Raw genomic sequence first — 18931 nt, 5'->3', positions numbered from 1 at the left:
GCATTTATATAGTGTCCGGTGATAATGTGCCAGTATGAATCGAGACCAGTCTTCGGAGCCGACCGACAAGACCTCCACCGAGTCGTCGGAGGCGGCCGACTCACCGGTGTCACGTCGCCGTCTGGTCGCGGCGGGTGCGGCCACTTGGGCCTCGGTCAGTCTCGCGGGTTGCACGTACATCACCGACCCCGGCGTCGAGCCCGACGACGGCGAGCCGACCGTCACCAACGAGACGACGACGACCGGCAACACGACCAACGGGACGTCGGGCAACGAATCGGGCGGTGACGGCGAGGGCGAGGACTGCGCCAGCATCGGGCGGTTCTCGGCCGGGATGGAGGTCGGTCTCCACGTCGGCATCTTCGACCCCGAGACGGGCGACCCGCTGGGCGCCGACGCGATCGACTCGGTCGTCGTCGAATTCCCCGACGCGGACTACGGCCCGCTCGAACTCAACTGGGAAGGCGCCCACGAGGCCTGGGACCGCGCGACGTGGGGCTCGAAGATCGTGACCGACGAGGACACCGACCCGGGCGACTACGAGTACGAGGTCCACATCGAGGGCGGCGAGGAGATCGACCTCGAGACCACGGTCACCAACCAGTTCACTATCGTCTAGGCCGCCGCTCTCGGCACCGCTCTTACCTTCTCTTGGCACCGGTCCCGACTTCTCCCCGAACACCCAACGAGATACCCTCTCGCGCCGACAGGCGCCGCGTTCGGCGGCGATCGTCTCCTCGTCGTCGAGACACGGAACGTTTATCAGAACCGTTCGGCCTACGTGTAGATGCGTCAGCGACGGACGCACCCATGCGCGCCGGTGGTCTAGTGGTAGGACCTGAGCCTTCCAAGCTCATGGCCCGGGTTCAAATCCCGGCCGGCGCACTCCCTACGGTCGTGCGCCGGCCGACCTCCCGCTCGCTGCGCTCGCGGGAGTCCCGGCCGGCGATTTTTCTCGCTTCGCTCGGAAAATACAGAGCGGGATTTGAACCCTATCAGTCGCGCGCAGCGAGCGAGCACGTCTGATTCCGGTTCAAATCCCGGGCGGCGCACGACTGCAGGGAGTGCGCCGCCCGTACACTCGCTCGCTCACGCCGTTCGCTCGCGGGAGTCCCGACCGGCGCATTTCTCGAACGAAGTGAGAGGAATCGCCGAGAGGGGTTTAAATACTACAGTCGCCCCCTACAGACTCGCCCCGCCGTCGACCCACACCGTCTCACCGGTCACGTAGCTCGCGTCCTCGGAGGCGAGGTAGAGGTACGCGCCGGGGAGGTCGGCGGGCCTGCCGGCGCGAGACGGGAGCCCGCCGCCGGCGTCGATGTCGCGCGCCTCCTCGGCCCATCCCTCTCGAATCTCGGTGGCGATCGGTCCCGGCGCGACCGCGTTCACCCGGATCCCGTGCTCGTCGAGTTCGAGCGCCGCGCTTCGCGTGAGCATCTGGATGCCCCCCTTCGTCGCCGCGTAGTGGGAGTGGTTCGGTTCCGCGCGTTCGGCCGTCGTCGACGACGTGTTCACGATCGCCCCCTCGACGCCGCGGTCGATCATGTCCTTGGCGGCCAGCTGCGTGCCGAAGAACGCGCCCCTGAGGTTGACGCCGTGGACAAAATCGAAGTCCTCCGGGGCGACGTCGAGGAACGCGAGGCTGCGGTGGACGCCCGCGTTGTTCACCATCACGTCGACCCCGCCGAACTCGCGGGCCGCCTCGATGACCGACTCGATCTGCGTCGGCTCGGAGACGTCGGTCTCGACGAACGCGGCGGTCCCGCCGCGCTCCTCGATCGCCTCGTGCGTGGGCGTCTCGGCGTCGACGTCCTTCGGCGCCGCCCGGACGTCGGCGTTGATCACGGTCGCGCCGGCGTCGCCGAATCCCGTCGCGACCGCGCGGCCGATCCCGCTCGACCCGCCCGTGACCACGACCGTCTCCCCGGTGAAGTCCGCGTCGATCGTTCCCATACCGACAGTCGAACACAGCGGATCAAAAAACGGCCGGTATCGCGGTCCTCGGAGCGGGTGTCGACCCGTCCCGGACCTCGATCCGTCTCGGCTCAGTCGTCGTCGGCCGCGGGCGCCTCGGGCTCGCCCCGGCGGTTCGCCTCCTCTCGCGGGCCGCCGGCGTGGCCCTCGTGGGCGACCGCCGTCGCCATGAGCTCGGGGGAGATGGCGGGCACCTCGTCGGCGTCGACGGCGCCGTCGCGGGCGATCTCCTCGGTCGGGCGCGGGAACTCGCGGATCTCCTTGTGGATCGCGAGCCCGGCCTTCGCGCCCTGGCCCATCGCGACGGGTACCTGGTTGTGGCCCGGTGTGAGGTCGCCGACCGCGTACACGCCGTCGACGCTGGTGCGCCCGTGGTTGTCGACGTCGACCTCGCCGCTCTCGGTGAGGTCGCAGCCGAGCCCCTCGGCCAAGGCGGTGTTGTAGTCGGAGCCGTACATCGGGAAGCCGCCGCGGTACTCGCGGCGGGTGCCGTCCTCGAACTCCAGCGCCGCCAGCCAGCCGGAGTCGGGGTCGTTCTCGACGCCCGCCACGTCCTCGTGGACGATGTCCACCGGGTGCGCCTCAAGCTGGGCCGCCGTCTCCTCGCTCCACGTCGGCTCAACGCCGCGGGTCAACAGGTCCACGTCGTCGGTCACGTTGAGCATGATCATCGCGACGTGGGCGGCCGCCTCGCCGTGGCCCATCACGTACACCGGCTCGTCGACGAACATGTAGGCGTCGCAGTGGAGGCAGTAGTGGAGCCCCTTCCCCGTCCGCGGGAGCGGCGGGTCCGGGCGCTCGTCGGAGAAGCCGGTCGCGAACACGACGCGGTCCGCGACGAACTCGGCGTCGTTCGTCGTCAGCCGGAAGCGGCCGTCCTCGGTCTCGACGGCGTCGGTGACGAAGCCGCGCTCGTAGGTCCCGCCGTACGACTGGACCTGCTCGCGGCCGGTCGCGAGGAACTCGTTGCCGGAGACGTCCTCGGTGACGCCGATCACGTTGTGCGTGTCGGCCATCATCGCCGCGCGACCGCCGCCGCGGTCGATCAGCACGGTCTCGTGGCCCAGTCGGGCCCCGTACAGCGCGGTCGTCAACCCGGCCGGCCCGCCGCCGACCACAGCGATCTCGTACTCGTCGTCGGACGAACTCATTACCGATCGTACGCGACGCATCGGTTTAAATGGAATCGTGCTGTGCGCGGTCCGCGGCCACCCCGAGAGGCGGCGCGTACCGGGGTCGCGTCCCCCGGTTCCGCGGGTCCCCCGGAAGCTTATTACGGTTCACCGCCTCCGGTGTGGCAGTGCCATCGCGACTCGCCGCCGCGCTCGCCCTCCTCGCCGTCGGGGTCGCCGCCGACGTGGCCTCCACGTACGTCGCGATCGGCGGCGGCCAGTACGTCGAGGGCTCTCCCGTCGGCGGCGCGTTCATCGCGGCCTTCGGACTCGTCCCCGGGATGCTCCTCACCAAGGCCGCCGGGATGGTCGTCATCGGGATCCCCGTCGCCGTCGCGGGGGGAACCCGGCGGCTCGTCGCGACGCTGATGTGCGCCGGCGTCGGCCTCCTCTCGCTGGCGACCGCCGCGCGGAACGTCCTGCTCCTCCTCGGACTCTGGCCGTGATCCGGGGCGAGGGAGCTCCGGCGCGACGCCCGTCCGGTCCCCGCGCTCACTCGCCCTTATAAAGCCGCGCGGCGGTTCGCTCCGGGAGCCCGGCCTCGGCGACCGCCTCGCTCACGCGGTCGACGTCGTACGCGACGCGTTCGAGCGCGACCTCGTCCGTCGCCGTGTCCAGCACGGCGTACCCCGCGTCCGGGTCGCCGTCCCGCGGCTGCCCGACGCTGCCGGGATTGACGACCACCCCGCCGGCGACGGACCGCTTCCCCTGCACGTGCGTGTGCCCGAGGACGATCCCGTCGTACTCGCCCATGTGGCGGTCCAGATTCGGGAACTCCTCGGGGTAGACGTAGGCGTCCTCGCGCTCGGCCGCGGGGTGCGAGTGGACGAGCAGGTACCGTCCGCCCGCGAACGTCTCGGCGCGCGGGAGCCCGTCGAGCCACGCGAGTTGGTCCTCGGAGAGGGTCGTCTTCGCGTGTTCGAGCCCCGCTTCGGCCATGCGGTTGGCGCGGTAGCGCTCCGGTGACTCGACCGTGCGATCGTGGTTCCCCCTGACCGTCTTCACCGCGACGTCGCGCACGCGCTCGACGCACTCGGCCGGCCACGGGTTGTACCCGATCACGTCGCCGGCGCAGACGATCCGGTCGACCGCGGGCATGTCGTCGAGGACCGCTTCGAGCGCCGGGAGGTTCGCGTGGACGTCCGAGATGAGCCCCACCTTCATCGAGTCGGTGTTCGGGAGCGACGCCCGAATAGGTTCGGTCGATACGAGGTGGACGCGGGGTTTGAGCGCGAGAGCGTCGAGGACGTCGTTCGTTATTCGTTGTCGACGACGGATCGGCGGTGGACGCCTCTGGAGCTCCAACCGTTTACTTATAAACCGTTAATAACGGATCGACGGAGAACACCTCCAAAGCCCCAGCCGAGAGGCGGGCGCACGCTCGCTGTGCTCCTCACTCGGTCGCTCACTTCGTTCGCTCCCTCGTTGCGGTGCTTACGTCGCCTGCGCCCGCCTCTCGGCTGGGGCTTTGAGTCCCACCCACCCGCACAGCACCGCTCCTCACGCCTCCCCAGCCTCGTCGCTCACTCCGTTCGCGACTCCCTCGCGCGCGCTGCTCGGCCGCTAATGCGGCCTCGCAGGCACGCGCCACCGCAGATCGATTTATAAATCACCCTCGCAGAGACGCATCGAGGGGGTGTCCCCGCACCCCTTCCGCAACGGCATCTTATAAGCCGCCGGGGGCGGAACGGTCTCGGTAATGCTAGAGGGGGTCAACGTCGCGCTCGGCGTCTCGGGGAGCATCGCGGCGGTGAAGGTCGTCGAACTCGCTCACGAGCTGCGCCGGCACGGCGCCAGCGTCCGCGCCGTCATGTCCCCGGCGGCGACGAACATCGTCCATCCGTGGGCGGTCGACTTCGCGACCGACGAGCCCGTCGTCACCGAGATCACCGGCGATGTCGAGCACGTGGAGCTCTGCGGCCGCGAGGGGTGGGCCGACGTGCTGCTGCTCGCGCCCGCGACCGCGAACACCGCGGGGAAGATCGCGGCCGCCGTGGACGACACGCCCGTGACGACCTGCGCGACGACCGCGCTCGGGGCGGGAATGCCCGTGGTGATGGCGCCGGCGATGCACGAACCGATGTACGACCACCCGGGCGTGCTGGAGGCGCTCGACCGGCTGGAGGCGTGGGGCGTGACGTTCGCGGACCCCCGGATCGAGGAGGGGAAGGCGAAGATCGCCGCCGAGCCCGAGATCGTCACCGAGGTCGCCCGCGCGACGACCCCGAACTCGCTCTCTGGCGCGCACGTCGTCGTCACCGCGGGCGCGACGAAGGAGCGCATCGACCCGATCCGCATCCTCACGAACCGGGCGTCCGGGAAGACCGGCCGTGCGGTCGCCCGCGCGCTGTACGTCCGGGGCGCGAAGGTGACGCTCGTACAGGACGGCCCGGACGTCCCCTACGCCGACGTCGTCGCGGTCGAGACCGCCGACGAGATGATGCGGGCGTGCCGGCAGACGGCGGCCACGGCGGACGCGCTGGTCTCGGCGGCGGCCATCTCCGACTTCACCGCCGACGCCGTCGACCAGAAGATCCGGTCGGGGTCGCCGCTCTCCGTGGACCTCCGGCCCACGCCGAAGCTCATCGACTCGGTGCGGGAGGCGTACCCGGACCTGCCGATCGTCGGGTTCAAGGCCGAGACGTCGGGCGATGACGACGCGATGGTCGCGGAGGCCGAGCGGATCCGCGACCGTGTCGACCTCGCGTTCGTCGTCGCCAACGACGCGAGCGTGATGGGCGACGACGAGACGCGCGTGCTCCTCGTGGGCGCCGAGGGGACCGAGCCGGAGGAGGCGGTCGGCTCGAAAGACGTCGTCGCCGGGCGGATCGCCGACCGGCTCGCGGCCGCGCTCGGGCGGGAGCCGACGGCGTAGCGGCCCTCACTCGCTGCGACGGCGGCGCGGTCGGTCCGTTCGATATCGGCTGGGATACAAACTGTTTTGAGGCGGTAGGGAAAGGATCCGGGTAGAGATACCCATGTGCACAGAGACGGTCGAACCCGAACCCGTCGGAGGTGTGGTGGGTGACTGACGCCGACGACGCCGGCGACGACAGCGACGACGCTGACGGGAGCGTCGCGGCCGACGGTGTCGACGATGCCGACGGCGACACCGGCGCGGAGCCCCGGTCGACGGTCGTCGTCCCCGTCGAACCGTCACCGACGCTCCGCGCGACGGTCGCGCACGTCGTGGAGGCCGCGGTCGGCGGCGAGTTCTCCGCGATCCACTTCGTGGAGATCGCCTCGTGGCGCGACGGCGACCCCGGCTCCGACGACCGCACCGCCGAGGCCCGGCGCGTCCTCGAACGGGTGGTCGCGTGGGCCGAGGCGGACCTCGACGACGCCGACGGCGACACCGGAGACGCCGGCGTCGGCGTGACGATCGCGTCGGCGCTGATCGGCGGCGACGAGTACCTGTTCGGTCCGGACGACTACGTCGAGGCGCTCGCCGAGTACGCCGAGGAGCACGGCGCCGACACGGTCCTGCTCGATCCGGAGTACACCCCGGTCGGCAACACGACGCTGCTCCAGCCGCTGGAGTTCGCGCTCTCGAACACCCCGCTGACCGTCCAGACGGCGCCGGTGGGGCGACCGACCCGACCGGAGCGGCTCCGGAGCGAGGCGACGGGCGTGCGGTTCGCGGCGATGTTCGGGCTCTCGCTCGCCTTCTACTTCGTGCTCGGCGACCCCCTCTACTGGTTCGACTGGGTGACGGGCGTCGCGACCGCGGCGATCGTCTCGATCACCCTCTCGCGGATCAGCTTCGACGCCGACCCGTCGATCCCGCGGACGCCCCAACGCCTGGTCCGTGGCGCGATATACATCCCCGTCCTGCTGTACGAGATCATCGTGGCGAACCTGGTGGTCGCTCGCGTGATACTCGACCCGCGGCTCCCGATCGAGCCGACGCTGAACCGCGTCAGCGTGATCGTCGGCAGCGGGCTCCCGGTGATGACGCTCGCGAACTCGATCACGCTGACCCCGGGAACGCTGACGGTCCGCGCCCGCGACAGCGACCTGTACGTCCACTCGTTGGTCCCGTGGGCCCGCGAGGGCCTGTTCGACGGCTCGCTGGAGCGGTGGACGCGCTTCGTCTACTACGGCCGTTCGGCGGCCCGGCTGCCGACGCCGCGCGAGCGCGGCGATCACGCCATTCTGCAGGGCCCCGACGCGACCGAGGAGCTGCCCATCGCCGCCGCCGACGGCGGCGAGCCCGCCGCTGAAGCGTCGCCGGAGAGCGACATCGGCGAGGACGCGAACGACGCGGAGGTGAGCGGCGAATGACGCTCGTCGACGCCACGGTCGCCGCCGGCTACACGGTCGGTGACTTCCTGCTGTTCGCGGCCGCCGGACTCGCCGTGCTCGCGATCGGCATGCTGTACCGGGCGGTGAAGGGCCCGACCATGCAGGACCGGGTGCTCGCGGTGAACGTCCTCGGGACGAACACCGTCGTCATCCTCGCGATCCTGGCCGCGGCGCTCTCGGAGCCGACGTTCCTCGACATCGCCTTAGTGTACGCGCTGTTGAACTTCCTGATGGCGATCGCCATCTCGAAGTTCACGGTCGAGCGGGGTGGTGTGCTGTGATCGAGACGCTCGGACCGCTCGGGGCGATCCGCGTCGGGCTGATCGTCGCGTTCACGCTGCTCGGGCTGTTCTTCACCTTCGTCTCGATGACCGGCGTGCTCCGGCTCCCCGACGTCTACTCGCGGGCGCACACCGCCTCGCAGGCGGACACGCTCGGCGCCGGCTTCGGGCTCGCCGCCGTGGCGCTGGCCATCGGTCTGGAGGGCGCCGGCGTCAAGACGGTGCTCCTGTTGTTCTTCATCTTCGTGACGAACCCGACGGCCGCCCACGCCATCAGCCGGGCGGCCTTCGAGGAGGGGATCGTGCCGTGGACCGAGGGGGACGACCGCCGATGATCGGCGCGACGTCCGTCGGCTCGTCGGCCACCGCAGGGGCGGCCCCCGCCGTCGCACAGGTTACCGCCGTCGAGGGAGGCCTGCTCGCGTTCGTCGTGTTGACCGCGCTCGCGACCGCCCTCGCGCGGGACGTGCTCGCGGCGGTCATCGTGTTCGGCGCGTACAGCCTCGGGATGGCCGCGCTGTACACCTTCTACCGCGCGCCGGACGTGGCGCTGACGGAGGCGGCGATCTCCGCCGGCGTGACCACCGTCCTGCTCCTCCTAACCCTCGCGAAGACGACCCGGATCGACCACGACGTCGCCTTGGAGTCGGTGAACCTCCCGGCGGTCGGCGCGGTCGGGCTGCTGTTCGGCGGGCTGCTGCTCACGATGGGGGACATCCCGGCGGTGGGCTCGCCCGACGCGGCGGTGTGGTCGAACCCGGAGGTGAGCCAGTGGTACCTCCGCGAGTCGTACGCGCAGACCGGCGTCGAGAACTCGGTGATGGCCGTGCTGGCGGCGTTCCGGGGGTTCGACACCTTCGGCGAGGCGGTCGTCGTCTTCGCCGGCGGGATCGCGGCGCTCATCGTGCTCCACCGGGAGGTGTTCGCATGAGCGACACTCGTCCCGGGGACGACCCCGTCGGCGGCGCCGACGATCCCGGTACGGAAGAGCCTCCCGTCGACGGCGACCCGGGCGATGCAGTCGACACGGACGACGCCCCGCCCCGCCGGGCGGACTCCCGGTCCGGGCGACCCGACTCCGAGCGGCGTCGGGAGATCCCGTACACGGAGAGCCAGGTGATCATGCCGACGGTGAAGATCGTGGCGCCGTTCGCGTTCACGTACGGCCTGTTCATCACCTTCCACGGCGCCGGATCGCCCGGCGGTGGGTTCCAAGGCGGCGCGATCATGGCCGCCGTCGTGTTCATGATCGCGTTCGCGTTCGGGATCGAGGCGACTCGCGAGTGGCTCGCGAACACCGTCGTCGTCGCGCTCGCGGTCGGCGGCGCGCTGGCGTTCGCCGGCATCGGACTGATCCCGGTCGCGCGCGGCGGCGCGTTCCTCCAGTACGACCTGCTGCCGATCCCGGTGAAGTACGGGTTAGAGAGCGTCGAGATCTTCGGCATCGCGGCCATCGTGAGCGGCGTGCTCATGGGGCTGTTCTTCCTGCTCGCGAGCGGGTTCGACTCCGACGGGAGCGGCTTCGGCGACACCGGGTCCGCCGAGGACGACGCCGACGAGGCCGCGGACGACCCCGACGCGCCGGAATCGGACCGCACTGCGGTCGCCGACGGGGGTGAGCGATGACGAGCGTCGCGTCCGTCGTCGCGTCCGCCGGAACCGACGCCATCGTCGCGTCCGCGGGTGCGTTCGAGATATTCGCGACGAGACACGCCTACCTCACGTTCGCGCTGCTGCTCTGCGTCGGCCTCTACATGATGATAGCCAACCCACACCTCGTGAAGAAGATCATCGGACTCAACCTGTTCCAGACGGCGATATTCTTGCTGTTCATCGCCTCGGCGTACGTCGAAGGCGGCGCGATCCCGATCCTCGGCTCCGGCGAGGCGGAGACCGGGACGTTCGTCAGCCCGCTCCCGCACGTGATCGTGCTCACCGCCATCGTCGTCGGTGTGAGCCTCACCGCGGTGGGGCTCGCGCTCTGCATCCGCATCTACGACGAGTACGGGACGCTCCGCACCGACACGCTCCGCGAACTGATGCGGGACGAGGGGTCGCTCCCCGCCGGCCCGACGGCCGAGGGCGACGACCCCGCGACCGACGGGGGTGTGAGCGATGACTGACGTGCTCCTCCCGCTGGCGATCGCCGTCCCGATCGTGGCGGCCACCCTGCCGATCGCGCTCGGCCTGTGGTTCGACGACGTGGGGTGGCCGATCGCGGCGGTCGCGACGACCGCGGTGGTCGGTATCGCGGCCGCGATCGCCGCCGAAGTCGCGATCGGCGGCCAGTTCGACCACGCGGTCGGCACGTACCAGCCGCCGATCGGGATCGAGCTGGTGGCCGATCAGCTGTCGGCCGCGGTGCTCGTGCTGATCGCGGTCGTCTCGCTGGGGACGCTCGCGTTCTCGCGCGTGGCCGGCCCGCGCGGGAACCCATTTTACAGCGCCTACCTGCTGCTGGTCGGCGGGCTCTCGGGGATGGCGCTCACCGGCGACCTGTTCAACATGTTCGTCTTCCTCGAGATCGTCGGGATCACGACGTACGCGCTCATCGCGGCCGACCGCTCCGGAGCGAGCGCCTACGCCTCGCTGAAGTACCTCGTGGTCGGGACGGTGGGCGCCTCGTTATACCTCGTCGGCGTCGGCTACGCGTTCCTCGCGACGGGGACGCTGAACATGGTCGACATGCGCGAGCAGATCCTCGCGCAGGCGGGGTACGGCGACCCGCTGATCCAGGCGAGCTACGCGCTGATCGTCGCCGGGCTCGCGCTGAAGATCGCCTTATTCCCGGTCCACACCTGGCAGCCGGACGCCTACCAGCGCGCGCCGGACGCCGTCACGGCGGTCGTGGCCGCGCTCGTGTCGACGACGAGCGCGTACGCGCTGATCCGGGTGACGTACACCGTCTTCACGGTCGATTTCCTCGCCGCGAACGACGCGATCACGACGGCGATGCTCGTCGTCTCCGGGACGTCGATCCTCGCCGGCTCGGTGCTCGCGGCGATGCAGTCCGACCTCAAGCGGATGTTCGCCTACTCCTCGGTCGCGCAGTTCGGGATGATCGGGGCCGCGATCGCGCTCGCGAACGAGACCGCGCTGCTCGGGGGGATCGTCCACCTCATCGGCCACGGCCTGCTGAAGTTCGGGCTCTTCCTCGGGGTCGGCACCCTCGCGCTCGGCTACGGCGTCCGCCGGATCGAGGACGCCGCGAGCGCCGCCCGCGAGGCGCCGTTCACGGCCGGCGCGATCGCCCTGCTCGGCTTAGGACTCGTCGGCATCCCGCCGTCGGTCGGCTTCCTCGGCAAGTGGTACATCGGCGTCGGCGCGGTCGAGTCCAGCATGGCCGGCGCCGGGCCGGCCGGGATCGCGGTCGCCGCCGTGATCTTCGTCAGCACCCTGTTCACGCTGTCGTACGTCGCGCGCCTGATCGAGCGGTTCTACTTCGCCGGCGTCGGGCTCTCGGGCGGCCACGGCGACGACGCGGCGGCCGGCCACGGCGATGACTCCGCGGGCGGCGCGGGCGACGACCCGGCCGGAGTGGCCGCCGACGGCGGTCGCGATGACGACCCGGCGGCCAACGATACGGGTGCGGCCGCGCCGGTCGCGCCCGTGGAGGGCGCGCCGCGGCCCTCGCTGGTCCCCGACCGGGTACCGCCCGCGTCGCTGGCGGTGCTCCTCGTCACGACGCTCGTCACGGTTTCGCTCGGCTTCGCCGGCTTCGCGCTGGCCGAGTGGTTCGGTCCGTTCCTCACGGAGGTGTTCGCATGACTGACGCTCTCGTCTCTGACCCACGACCCCTACTGGCCGTCCTCGTCTCGTTCGTCGCGGCGTTCTTCATCGTCGCGTCGCACCGCTCGCCGAACGTCCGCGAGGGGTGGACGCTCGTCGCGGCCGTCGCGAAGTTCGCGATCGTCGCCTCGATGCTCCCGGCCGTCCTCGACGGCGCCGTCTTCGAGTGGTCGCTCGGGGCGTTCCTCCCCGGAATCGAGTTCGCGCTCCGCGCCGACGCGCTCGGCATGCTGTTCGCGTTCCTCGCCAGCGGCCTGTGGATCGTCACGTCGTTCTACAGCATCGGGTACATGCGCGGTAACGACGAGACGAACCAGACCCGGTACTTCGCCGCGTTCGCGGTGTCGCTGTCGGCGACGATGGGGATCGCGTTCGCGGGCAACCTCGTGACGATCTTCGTCTTCTACGAGATCCTCTCGATCGCGACGTACCCGCTCGTCGCCCACGACGAGACGGCGGAGGCGCGCTCGGCCGGCCGGAAGTACCTCGCGTACACGATGTTCGGCGGCGGCGTGCTCGTGCTCGCCGGGACCGCCCTCGTCTACCTGATCGCCGGCAACGTCTCGTTCACGGCCGGCGGGATTCAGGAGCTGGCGAACGCCGACCCCGGCCTCGCGATGCTCGCGTTCTTCCTCCTCGCGATCGGGTTCGGCGTGAAGGCCGGGATCATGCCGCTCCACCAGTGGCTCCCCGAGGCGATGGTCGCGCCGACGCCGGTCTCCGGGCTCCTCCACGCGGTCGCGGTCGTCAAGTCCGGGGCGTTCGGCGTCTCGCGGGTCGTCCTCGACGTGTTCGGCCCGGAGCTCGTCTTCAACCTCTCGCTCCCCTTCGGCTTCTCGGCCGGACTCGTCCTCTCAACCATCGGGGCGATCACGCTGACCGCGGCCTCGATCATCGCTCTGCGGAAGGACCACCTGAAACAGCGGCTCGCCTACTCGACGGTGAGTCAGCTGAGCTACATCATCCTCGGGCTCGGGCTGTTCGGCTGGTACGGGCTCGTCGGCGCGCTGCTGCACATCCCGGCGCACGCGTTCATGAAGCTCACCCTGTTCTTCTGCGCGGGGAACCTCCACGTCTCGACGCACACCGACTACATCTCGGAAATGGCGGGGATCGGCAAGCGGATGCCCCTGACGATGGGGGCGTTCACGGTGGCCTCGCTCGGGATGGCCGGCATCCCGCTGCTCGCCGGGTTCGTCAGCAAGTACTACATGCTGATCGGCGGGATCCGGATGGGCGCCGAGCTCACCCCGATCGCCTACTACCTCGCCGGCGCGCTGCTGCTCTCGGGCGTGCTCAACATCGCCTACTTCTGGCCGGTGATCTACACCGCCTTCTTCGAGGCGGAGGACGCCCACGACGCGAAGCCGCTCGTCGACTTCCGGATGGGCGGGGAGTCGCGGTCGACGCTGCCGGCGACCGACGGGGGCCGCGCAGGTGACGACGCGGCCACCGACGGGGGCCGACCCGAGGACGAGGACACCGGCGACGCCGATGCGGAAACGGACACCAACGCCGACGAGGCCGCCATCGACGACGTCGTCGAGAGCGCCGAGGGCGACTCGCCGGCTGACGCGGACCCGGCGGGCCCCGCCGGCGACGCCGACGTTCCCGACGACTCCGACATCCCCGACGCGGAGCTCGACGACCTCCCGACCGACGAGGAGGGCGTCGTCCGGCCGGACTTCAACACGAGCGACCGCGACTTCTCCGAGCCGGCCGAGCGCGTCGACACCGGGGATTACGCGGTCGACTCGCGACCCTCCGACGCGGCCGTGCCCTTCGGGGTCGGACGCGGCGACGACGACGCGGAGGACCGCACGACCGACGACGGCGCTGACGCTGGAACCGGCCACAGCGACGAGGAGGGTCACGGCGATGGACACGAAGGCGCACACAACGGACACGAGGGCGCACACGATGACCACGGCCACGCCGGCGGCCCGCCCGCGGGCGGCTGGCGACACATCGACGGACTCGACGCCCTCCGCGGGCGCGAGTCGTCGTGGTTCACGCTCGGGCCGATCCTCACCGCGATGAGCCTCGCGGTGCTGCTCGGCGTGATCCCCTACGAGATGGGCTTCCTGGAGCTGATCGAGCTCATCGTCGACACGCGGCTCCCCGAGGAGGCGATGCGCCCATGAACGCAGTCCTCACCTCGCTCCCGCCGTACGTCGTGCTCGCGGCGGCGGCGTTCCTCGTGCTCGGGCTCCCGCGTCGGGCCGGCCACGCGGCGGCCGCGCTGGCGACGGCGTTCGCCTTCGCGCAGGCGGTGCTGCTCGGCGACGGCGGCACGGGAACCCACCTCGCGACGCAGCTGTTCGGCTTCGACGTGGTCCTGTTCAACGTCGACCAGTTCTCCCTGCTGATGGGCGTCGTCGTCGGGTTCCTCGCGACGGCGGCGGTGCTGTACGCGTACGGCACGGAGGCCCCGAAGTGGGTGACCGCGTTCGCGCTGGTGTACGTCTCCTCGACGCTCGGGACGATCTACGCCGGCGACTGGCTCACCCTGATCTTCTTCTGGGAGCTGATGGCCGTCACCAGCACCCTGCTGGTGTGGCAGTACGGCGGCGCGGCGGTGCGGGCCGGCTACCGCTACGCGCTGTTCCACGGGATCGGGGGGACGTTCTTCCTCGGCGCGGTCGTCGTCCACGGCGCGTCGATGATCGGCGCCGTGCCGACCGCCGAGATCTTCCTGTTCTCGTCGACGACCGGGATCCACGCCAGCGCGACGCTGCTCGCGGCGATCGGCGTCGGCGTCAACTGCGGGTTCATCTTCCTGCACACGTGGCTGCCGGACACCTACCCGCGCCCGCACGTGGCGGCGTCGGTGTTCCTCTCCGTGTTCACCACGAAGACGGCGGCGTACGTGATGTACCGGACGTTCCCCGAGGGCGGCATGTGGCTCGCGTACCTCGGCGGGTTCATGGCCGTCTACGGCGCGTTCTTCGCGCTGCTGCAGTACGACCCGCGCCGGCTCCTCTCGTACCACATCCAGGCGCAGCTCGGCTACATGCTGGCCGGGTTCGGGCTCGCGACGTACGTCGGCGAGTTCGCCGTCACCGGCGGCTTCGCGCACCTGTTCAACAACGTGCTGTACAAGAGCCTCCTGTTCATGACCGTCGGCGTGGTGATCTACCGCACCGGCGTCGAGGACATCCGGGACATGGGCGGGCTCTGGCGGGAGATGCCCGTTGCCTTCCTCCTCTACGTCGTCGGCGCGGCCTCGATTACCGCCGTCCCGGGGTTCAACGGGTTCATCTCGAAGGGGATGGTGATCGACTCCGCCCACGAGGTCCACAACTACGTGCTCCTGTTGGACAGCGGGCTCCTCTGGTGGCTGCTGATCCTCGGCGGCGTCGGGACGTTCATGTCGTTCATCAAGCTCGGCTACTACATGTTCTTCCACGGGTCGGCGACGCTGTCGCCGAAGGACGCCACCCCGTTCCAGACCGCCGGCATGGTGCTCGCGGGCGGCGCTTGTATCTTCTTCGGGGTGTTCTACACCCAGCTGATCGAGCTGATGCCGTTCACGGAGATCATCCTCAGCGAGGACGTCTACTTCAAGCCGTACAGCGAGAGCCATCTGACCGAGAGCGCGGCGCTGCTCGTGACCGGCTTCGTCGGCTTCTTCGCGCTGAAGCGACCGCTCGGCTGGCTCGCCCACCACATGCGCGACGTCGACGCGGTGACGTACCCGGCCGCGTTCTACCTCGGTCGGGGGACGATCTGGGGCGTCACGGAGCTGTGGGCCGCCGTCGACCGCGCCGTGATGCGGCTGGTCGCCGGCATCAAGCGGACCGCGATGCACCCGCGGGCGGCCGTCTCGTCGCTCGGCGTCGACGTCGAGATCCGGACGGGAATCGGCCGGAGCGTCCTCATCCTGACGCTCGCGGCCGGCGTCGCGTTGTTCGCGTTCCTGCTCGCCTGAGCGGGATTTACCAATCGGGTTCGCTGAACTCCCGTTTTTCAGACGCCATCTGAGGGAGATCGGTCGTCACTGAGACCGATTTAATCCGGGTGAGAAAATTTATGTCCGGACCGCCCCCCGGTTCGGGTGTGTCCCTCCAACCGCTACAGGTGCCCGGTGGCCCCGAGCTGCTCATCCTCCTCGTCATCCTGCTGCTCGCCTTCGGCCTCGTCGGTCGATGGGTGTACCGAGACGCAAAGTCCCGCGGGAGCGACTGGGCCTGGCAGTGGGGAGTCGGTATCGGGCTGCTGTTCCTGTTCGGGCTCGTCCCCGGGCTGCTCGGGCTACTCATTTACGTCACGGTCCGAGACGAGGTCGGCGAGACGGCGTGACCGCACGAGACGCGTGACGACCTCGATGCGGTGCGACCGTCTCGACGCTGCGGGGCTCAGTACTCCTCGTACGCGAGGTTCATCATCCACTGCGAGAAGGCGTCGGCCTGCGCGTCGACCTCCTCCTCGCCGATGAACGGCGACAGCATGTCGCCGGCCATCAGCAGCGAGAAGTCGAGGTCGCGGGGCGCGGGCTCCAAGTAGTACGTGTTGTGCCCGTCGTAGACGGTGTCGGACCGCTGGATGAGCCCCGAGTCCTCCAACGCTTCCGCGATGCGGCTCCCCTTGCGCGAGGAGACGTCGAGTTCCTTCCAGAAGTCGCTCTGGTGGATGCCACCGGTCTCGCGGATGAGGTCGAGGCCGGCGCGCTCGTCCTCCGACAGCTCGGCCTCGAGTTCGGACACGCTCATGGTCGAACACCAGCCCGCGACTCGCTTAAAACTGGCTTTCCGTCCCGTCGCGGCCCCTCCGGGCGCGACGGGCTCACTCGTTCGTCCCGTCCTCGGCGTCCGTCGCTCCGCCGCCGAACTCCGGCGGCAGCGACACCGGCTCCGCGGGCGTCTCGCACGGTGGGCCGTCGGCGTACGCGAACTCGGGAGCGGTCTCCGGGTCGGCGGTCGTCCGGATCCGGGTGAACGACCGCGTCCCGAACCCGTCGCCGTGGAGGCAGGCGCCGTACTCGTGGTCGGCGAGAACACCGCTCGCGCGGTCGAGCCACGCCTCGCTCGTCTCCCCGGGTTCGGGCACCAGTTCGGCGGCGATTCGGCGAGCGCTGTCGGCGCGCTCCGCGCCGAACTCCCGCCGGCGGTCCGGGACCGCGAACCGCTCGCCGCCGTTCACCACGCCGCCGACGTTGCCAATCACGTGGACGCCGGGATCGAGCCGCGTGACCGCGAGGCCGCCGTCGTACGAGAGGCAGAACGCGGCGGCGTCGTCCGCGAGCACGAGGTTGAATCCGTCGTACGACCGGGTCTCGAGGTCGCGCTCGACGTTCCGCACCGCGGCCTCGGCGGAGTTCGATTCGAGGCAGTCCCGCACGAGGAGCCCCCTGGAGCGGTCCCCCTCGCGGTCGGCGCCCAGCCAGCGGTTCGTGACCGCGACGGCGACGCCGGCCTCAGAGAGGCCGATCCACGTCCCGCCGGCCTCCGCGTCGCGCGGGGCGACGTACCGGCCGCCGTCGCCGCCGGCGGGCTCGCGGACGGCCGGCGGGTCGGCCCGCCTGTCGAGCGCCTCGTCGCGGTTGGCGGCGAGCGCGACCGGCGCGTCGCCGAACGCGCGCCAGGCCAGGGTGAGCGTGCACACGGGCGCTCATCCGAGCGACGAGGAGGAAAAACCCGCGGTCAGGCGGGCTCCAGTGTTTACTCAGAATAAAAGAAATCTTTTGGTGGCTGACCACGTCGGTCCGTGTATGAACGCGATCGCCGTGTACGAGGGGACCGACGAACCGGTCGTGACGGAGAAGCCGCGACCGGAGCCGGCGCCCGGGGAGGCGCTCGTCCGGACGCTCCGGGTCGGGGTCGACGGAACGGATCACGAGGTCATCGACGGCGGGCACGGGGGCGCACCCGAGGGAGAGGACCACCTCGTGCTGGGTCACGAGGCGGTCGGCGTCGTCGCGGACCCGAACGACACGCCCTTCGAGGTCGGCGACGTGGTCGTGCCGACGGTCCGGCGCCCGCCCAACGGCGCGAACGAGTACTTCGCGCGCGGCGAACCCGACATGGCGCCGGACGGCGAGTACCACGAGCGCGGCATCGTCGGCGCGCACGGCTTCATGGCCGAGTACTTCACCAGCCCGGCTGAGTTCCTCGTGGAGATCCCGCCCGCCCTCGCCGAGTGGGGGTTCCTCGTCGAGCCGATCTCCATCGCGGAGAAGGCGATCGAGCACGCGTTCGCCAGCCGGTCGGCGTTCCACTGGGAGCCCGAGTCCGCGCTGGTGCTCGGCAACGGTTCGCTCGGCCTGCTGACGGTCGCGACGCTCGACGAGGAGTTCGACCGGATCTACTGTCTCGGCCGCCGCGAGCGACCCGACCCGACGATCGATATCATCGAGTCGCTGGGCGCTACGTACGTCAACTCCAACGAGACGCCGGTCCCGTCGGTGCCGGAGGCGTACGAGCCGATGGACTTCGTCTTCGAGGCGACCGGCTACGCGCCCCACGCCTTCGAGACCATCGAGGCGCTCGCTCCCAACGGGGTCGGTGCCCTGCTCGGCGTGCCGGGCGACTGGGAGTTCGAGATCGACGGCGGCCGCCTCCACCGGGAGTTCGTCCTGCACAACAAGGCGCTCGTCGGCAGCGTCAACTCCGGCTACGAGCACTTCGAGGCCGCGGTCGACTCGCTGTCGCGGTTCTCCGACGGGTTCATCGACGACCTCGTCACCGGCGTGTACGGGCTCGACGAGTTCGAGGCCGCCTTCGCGGATGACGACACGACTATTAAAACGGCGGTCGAATTCGACTCGTATGAAGAACGTTGACGACCTGATAGACAGCGCGGCGGAGCTGGCGGAGCGGGGGCTCTCGAAGGGCGAGATCGCCGACGAGCTGAACGTCTCCCGGGAGACCGCGAGCTGGCTCGTCGAGCGCGGCGGCGGCAACGACGCCGCGACCGCGACCGCGACCGGGTCGACCGCCGACATCCACGTCGACTGGTCGGCGCTGGGACGCGACTCGACGCGGCTCCAATACGCCGCGAGCGCGATGGCCGACCTGCTCGCCAAGCAGGGCGAGGACGTGGACCTCACCGTCGGCATCGAGAAGGCCGGCGCGCCGCTCGCCACCGCGGTCGCGAACAAGCTCGACACCGACCTCGGCACGTACGCCCCCGCGAAACACCAGTGGGAGGAGGGCGACATCGACGAGCACGGCGGCGGCTTCTCGCGCAACTTCGCGGCGATCCGCGACCGCGACTGCTACGTCGTCGACGACATCATCACCTCGGGGACGACGATGCGGGAGTCGATCAACGCGATCCGCGAACAGGGCGGCGAGCCCGTCGCCTGCGTCGTGCTCGTTGACAAGATGGGGTACGACGAGATCGACGACGTGCCGGTGTACTCGCTCGTGGACGTCGTCCGCGTCGACCGCGACGAGTAGGGCGACCGGC

General features: G+C 70.2%; 20 protein-coding genes and 1 tRNA gene. 16 read left to right on the top strand and 5 right to left on the bottom strand.

All coding sequences use genetic code 11. The annotated features are described in order from the left end of the window. The first annotated feature begins 34 nt into the window (after nt 1-34). A complete protein-coding gene (locus tag Hrr1229_RS00795) occupies nt 35-619 on the top strand; it encodes a hypothetical protein (RefSeq protein ID WP_123114650.1) in 585 nt (194 codons plus the stop codon). 195 nt (nt 620-814) lie between these two features. Further along, nucleotides 815-885 (top strand) — tRNA-Gly (locus Hrr1229_RS00790). Nucleotides 886-1182: 297 nt separating this feature from the next. Here Hrr1229_RS00790 and Hrr1229_RS00785 read toward each other — a convergent pair. Both Hrr1229_RS00785 and Hrr1229_RS00780 read right to left on the bottom strand, forming a co-directional pair. After that, nucleotides 1183-1953 carry an SDR family NAD(P)-dependent oxidoreductase gene (locus Hrr1229_RS00785; protein WP_123114651.1) on the bottom strand — a complete coding sequence of 257 codons (771 nt, stop codon included), beginning with the start codon at nt 1951-1953 and terminating at the stop codon, nt 1183-1185. Nucleotides 1954-2045: 92 nt separating this feature from the next. Then, nucleotides 2046-3125, bottom strand: coding sequence for an NAD(P)/FAD-dependent oxidoreductase (locus Hrr1229_RS00780; protein WP_123114652.1), 1080 nt, complete (start codon nt 3123-3125; stop codon nt 2046-2048). A 149-nt stretch (nt 3126-3274) separates the two neighbouring features. On the opposite strand from Hrr1229_RS00780, the gene Hrr1229_RS00775 reads away from it, so the two are divergent. After that, nucleotides 3275-3592 carry a hypothetical protein gene (locus Hrr1229_RS00775; RefSeq protein WP_123114653.1) on the top strand — a complete coding sequence of 106 codons (318 nt, stop codon included), beginning with the start codon at nt 3275-3277 and terminating at the stop codon, nt 3590-3592. Nucleotides 3593-3638: 46 nt separating this feature from the next. Here the strand turns inward: Hrr1229_RS00775 and Hrr1229_RS00770 are convergent, their stop codons facing one another. Further along, nucleotides 3639-4310: a metallophosphoesterase family protein gene (locus Hrr1229_RS00770; RefSeq protein ID WP_123114654.1), complete on the bottom strand. Its 672-nt coding sequence runs from the start codon at nt 4308-4310 to the stop codon at nt 3639-3641. Between the two features lie 535 nt (nt 4311-4845). On the opposite strand from Hrr1229_RS00770, the gene coaBC reads away from it, so the two are divergent. The 11 genes from coaBC (at nt 4846) to Hrr1229_RS00715 (ending at nt 15823) form a co-directional block, all read left to right on the top strand. After that, entirely contained in the window at nt 4846-6021 is a 1176-nt protein-coding gene (gene coaBC, locus Hrr1229_RS00765) for a bifunctional phosphopantothenoylcysteine decarboxylase/phosphopantothenate--cysteine ligase CoaBC (RefSeq protein WP_123114655.1), read from the top strand. A gap of 149 nt (nt 6022-6170) precedes the next feature. Next, nucleotides 6171-7430 (top strand): monovalent cation/H+ antiporter subunit E, encoded by a 1260-nt coding sequence (locus Hrr1229_RS00760; protein WP_123114656.1) that lies wholly within the window; start codon nt 6171-6173, stop codon nt 7428-7430. Continuing rightward, nucleotides 7427-7732 carry a cation:proton antiporter gene (locus Hrr1229_RS00755; protein ID WP_123114657.1) on the top strand — a complete coding sequence of 102 codons (306 nt, stop codon included), beginning with the start codon at nt 7427-7429 and terminating at the stop codon, nt 7730-7732. The genes Hrr1229_RS00760 and Hrr1229_RS00755 overlap by 4 nt, the downstream gene beginning before the upstream one ends. Beyond that, complete coding sequence (gene mnhG / locus Hrr1229_RS00750; RefSeq protein WP_217920705.1) at nt 7732-8067, top strand: monovalent cation/H(+) antiporter subunit G; 336 nt, start codon at nt 7732-7734, stop codon at nt 8065-8067. Before Hrr1229_RS00755 ends, mnhG begins: the two co-directional genes overlap by 1 nt. Next, the gene (locus tag Hrr1229_RS00745) at nt 8064-8663 is read left to right on the top strand and encodes a DUF4040 domain-containing protein (RefSeq protein ID WP_123114658.1); all 600 of its coding nucleotides are present in this window, start codon (nt 8064-8066) and stop codon (nt 8661-8663) included. The genes mnhG and Hrr1229_RS00745 overlap by 4 nt, the downstream gene beginning before the upstream one ends. Beyond that, nucleotides 8660-9358, top strand: a complete 699-nt coding sequence (locus tag Hrr1229_RS00740) for an MnhB domain-containing protein (RefSeq protein WP_123114659.1) — start codon at nt 8660-8662, stop codon at nt 9356-9358. Before Hrr1229_RS00745 ends, Hrr1229_RS00740 begins: the two co-directional genes overlap by 4 nt. Beyond that, nucleotides 9355-9855, top strand: coding sequence for a cation:proton antiporter subunit C (locus Hrr1229_RS00735; RefSeq protein ID WP_123114660.1), 501 nt, complete (start codon nt 9355-9357; stop codon nt 9853-9855). The genes Hrr1229_RS00740 and Hrr1229_RS00735 overlap by 4 nt, the downstream gene beginning before the upstream one ends. Next, nucleotides 9848-11500, top strand: coding sequence for a proton-conducting transporter membrane subunit (locus tag Hrr1229_RS00730; RefSeq protein ID WP_123114661.1), 1653 nt, complete (start codon nt 9848-9850; stop codon nt 11498-11500). The genes Hrr1229_RS00735 and Hrr1229_RS00730 overlap by 8 nt, the downstream gene beginning before the upstream one ends. Beyond that, on the top strand, nt 11497-13665 hold the full coding sequence (locus Hrr1229_RS00725; RefSeq protein WP_123114662.1) for a proton-conducting transporter membrane subunit: 2169 nt from the start codon (nt 11497-11499) through the stop codon (nt 13663-13665). Before Hrr1229_RS00730 ends, Hrr1229_RS00725 begins: the two co-directional genes overlap by 4 nt. After that, nucleotides 13662-15452 carry a Na(+)/H(+) antiporter subunit D gene (locus tag Hrr1229_RS00720; RefSeq protein ID WP_123114663.1) on the top strand — a complete coding sequence of 597 codons (1791 nt, stop codon included), beginning with the start codon at nt 13662-13664 and terminating at the stop codon, nt 15450-15452. The genes Hrr1229_RS00725 and Hrr1229_RS00720 overlap by 4 nt, the downstream gene beginning before the upstream one ends. 128 nt (nt 15453-15580) lie before the next feature. Continuing rightward, on the top strand, nt 15581-15823 hold the full coding sequence (locus Hrr1229_RS00715; protein WP_255212537.1) for a hypothetical protein: 243 nt from the start codon (nt 15581-15583) through the stop codon (nt 15821-15823). Nucleotides 15824-15879: 56 nt separating this feature from the next. Here Hrr1229_RS00715 and Hrr1229_RS00710 read toward each other — a convergent pair whose 3' ends face one another. Further along, the gene (locus Hrr1229_RS00710) at nt 15880-16233 is read right to left on the bottom strand and encodes a MarR family transcriptional regulator (protein WP_123114665.1); all 354 of its coding nucleotides are present in this window, start codon (nt 16231-16233) and stop codon (nt 15880-15882) included. Nucleotides 16234-16306: 73 nt separating this feature from the next. Continuing rightward, nucleotides 16307-17125, bottom strand: coding sequence for an NRDE family protein (locus Hrr1229_RS00705; RefSeq protein WP_123114666.1), 819 nt, complete (start codon nt 17123-17125; stop codon nt 16307-16309). 106 nt (nt 17126-17231) lie between these two features. On the opposite strand from Hrr1229_RS00705, the gene Hrr1229_RS00700 reads away from it, so the two are divergent. Next, complete coding sequence (locus Hrr1229_RS00700) at nt 17232-18302, top strand: glucose 1-dehydrogenase (RefSeq protein WP_123114667.1); 1071 nt, start codon at nt 17232-17234, stop codon at nt 18300-18302. Further along, nucleotides 18289-18921, top strand: a complete 633-nt coding sequence (gfcR, locus tag Hrr1229_RS00695) for a transcriptional regulator GfcR (protein ID WP_123114668.1) — start codon at nt 18289-18291, stop codon at nt 18919-18921. Before Hrr1229_RS00700 ends, gfcR begins: the two co-directional genes overlap by 14 nt. The last annotated feature ends 10 nt before the right edge of the window (nt 18922-18931 follow it).

The sequence above is a fragment of the Halorubrum sp. CBA1229 genome (assembly GCF_003721435.2).
Taxonomy (GTDB): Archaea; Halobacteriota; Halobacteria; order Halobacteriales; family Haloferacaceae; genus Halorubrum.
Note: the sequence above shows the minus strand (reverse complement) of the source record. Positions and strands in the feature narration are given on the sequence as shown.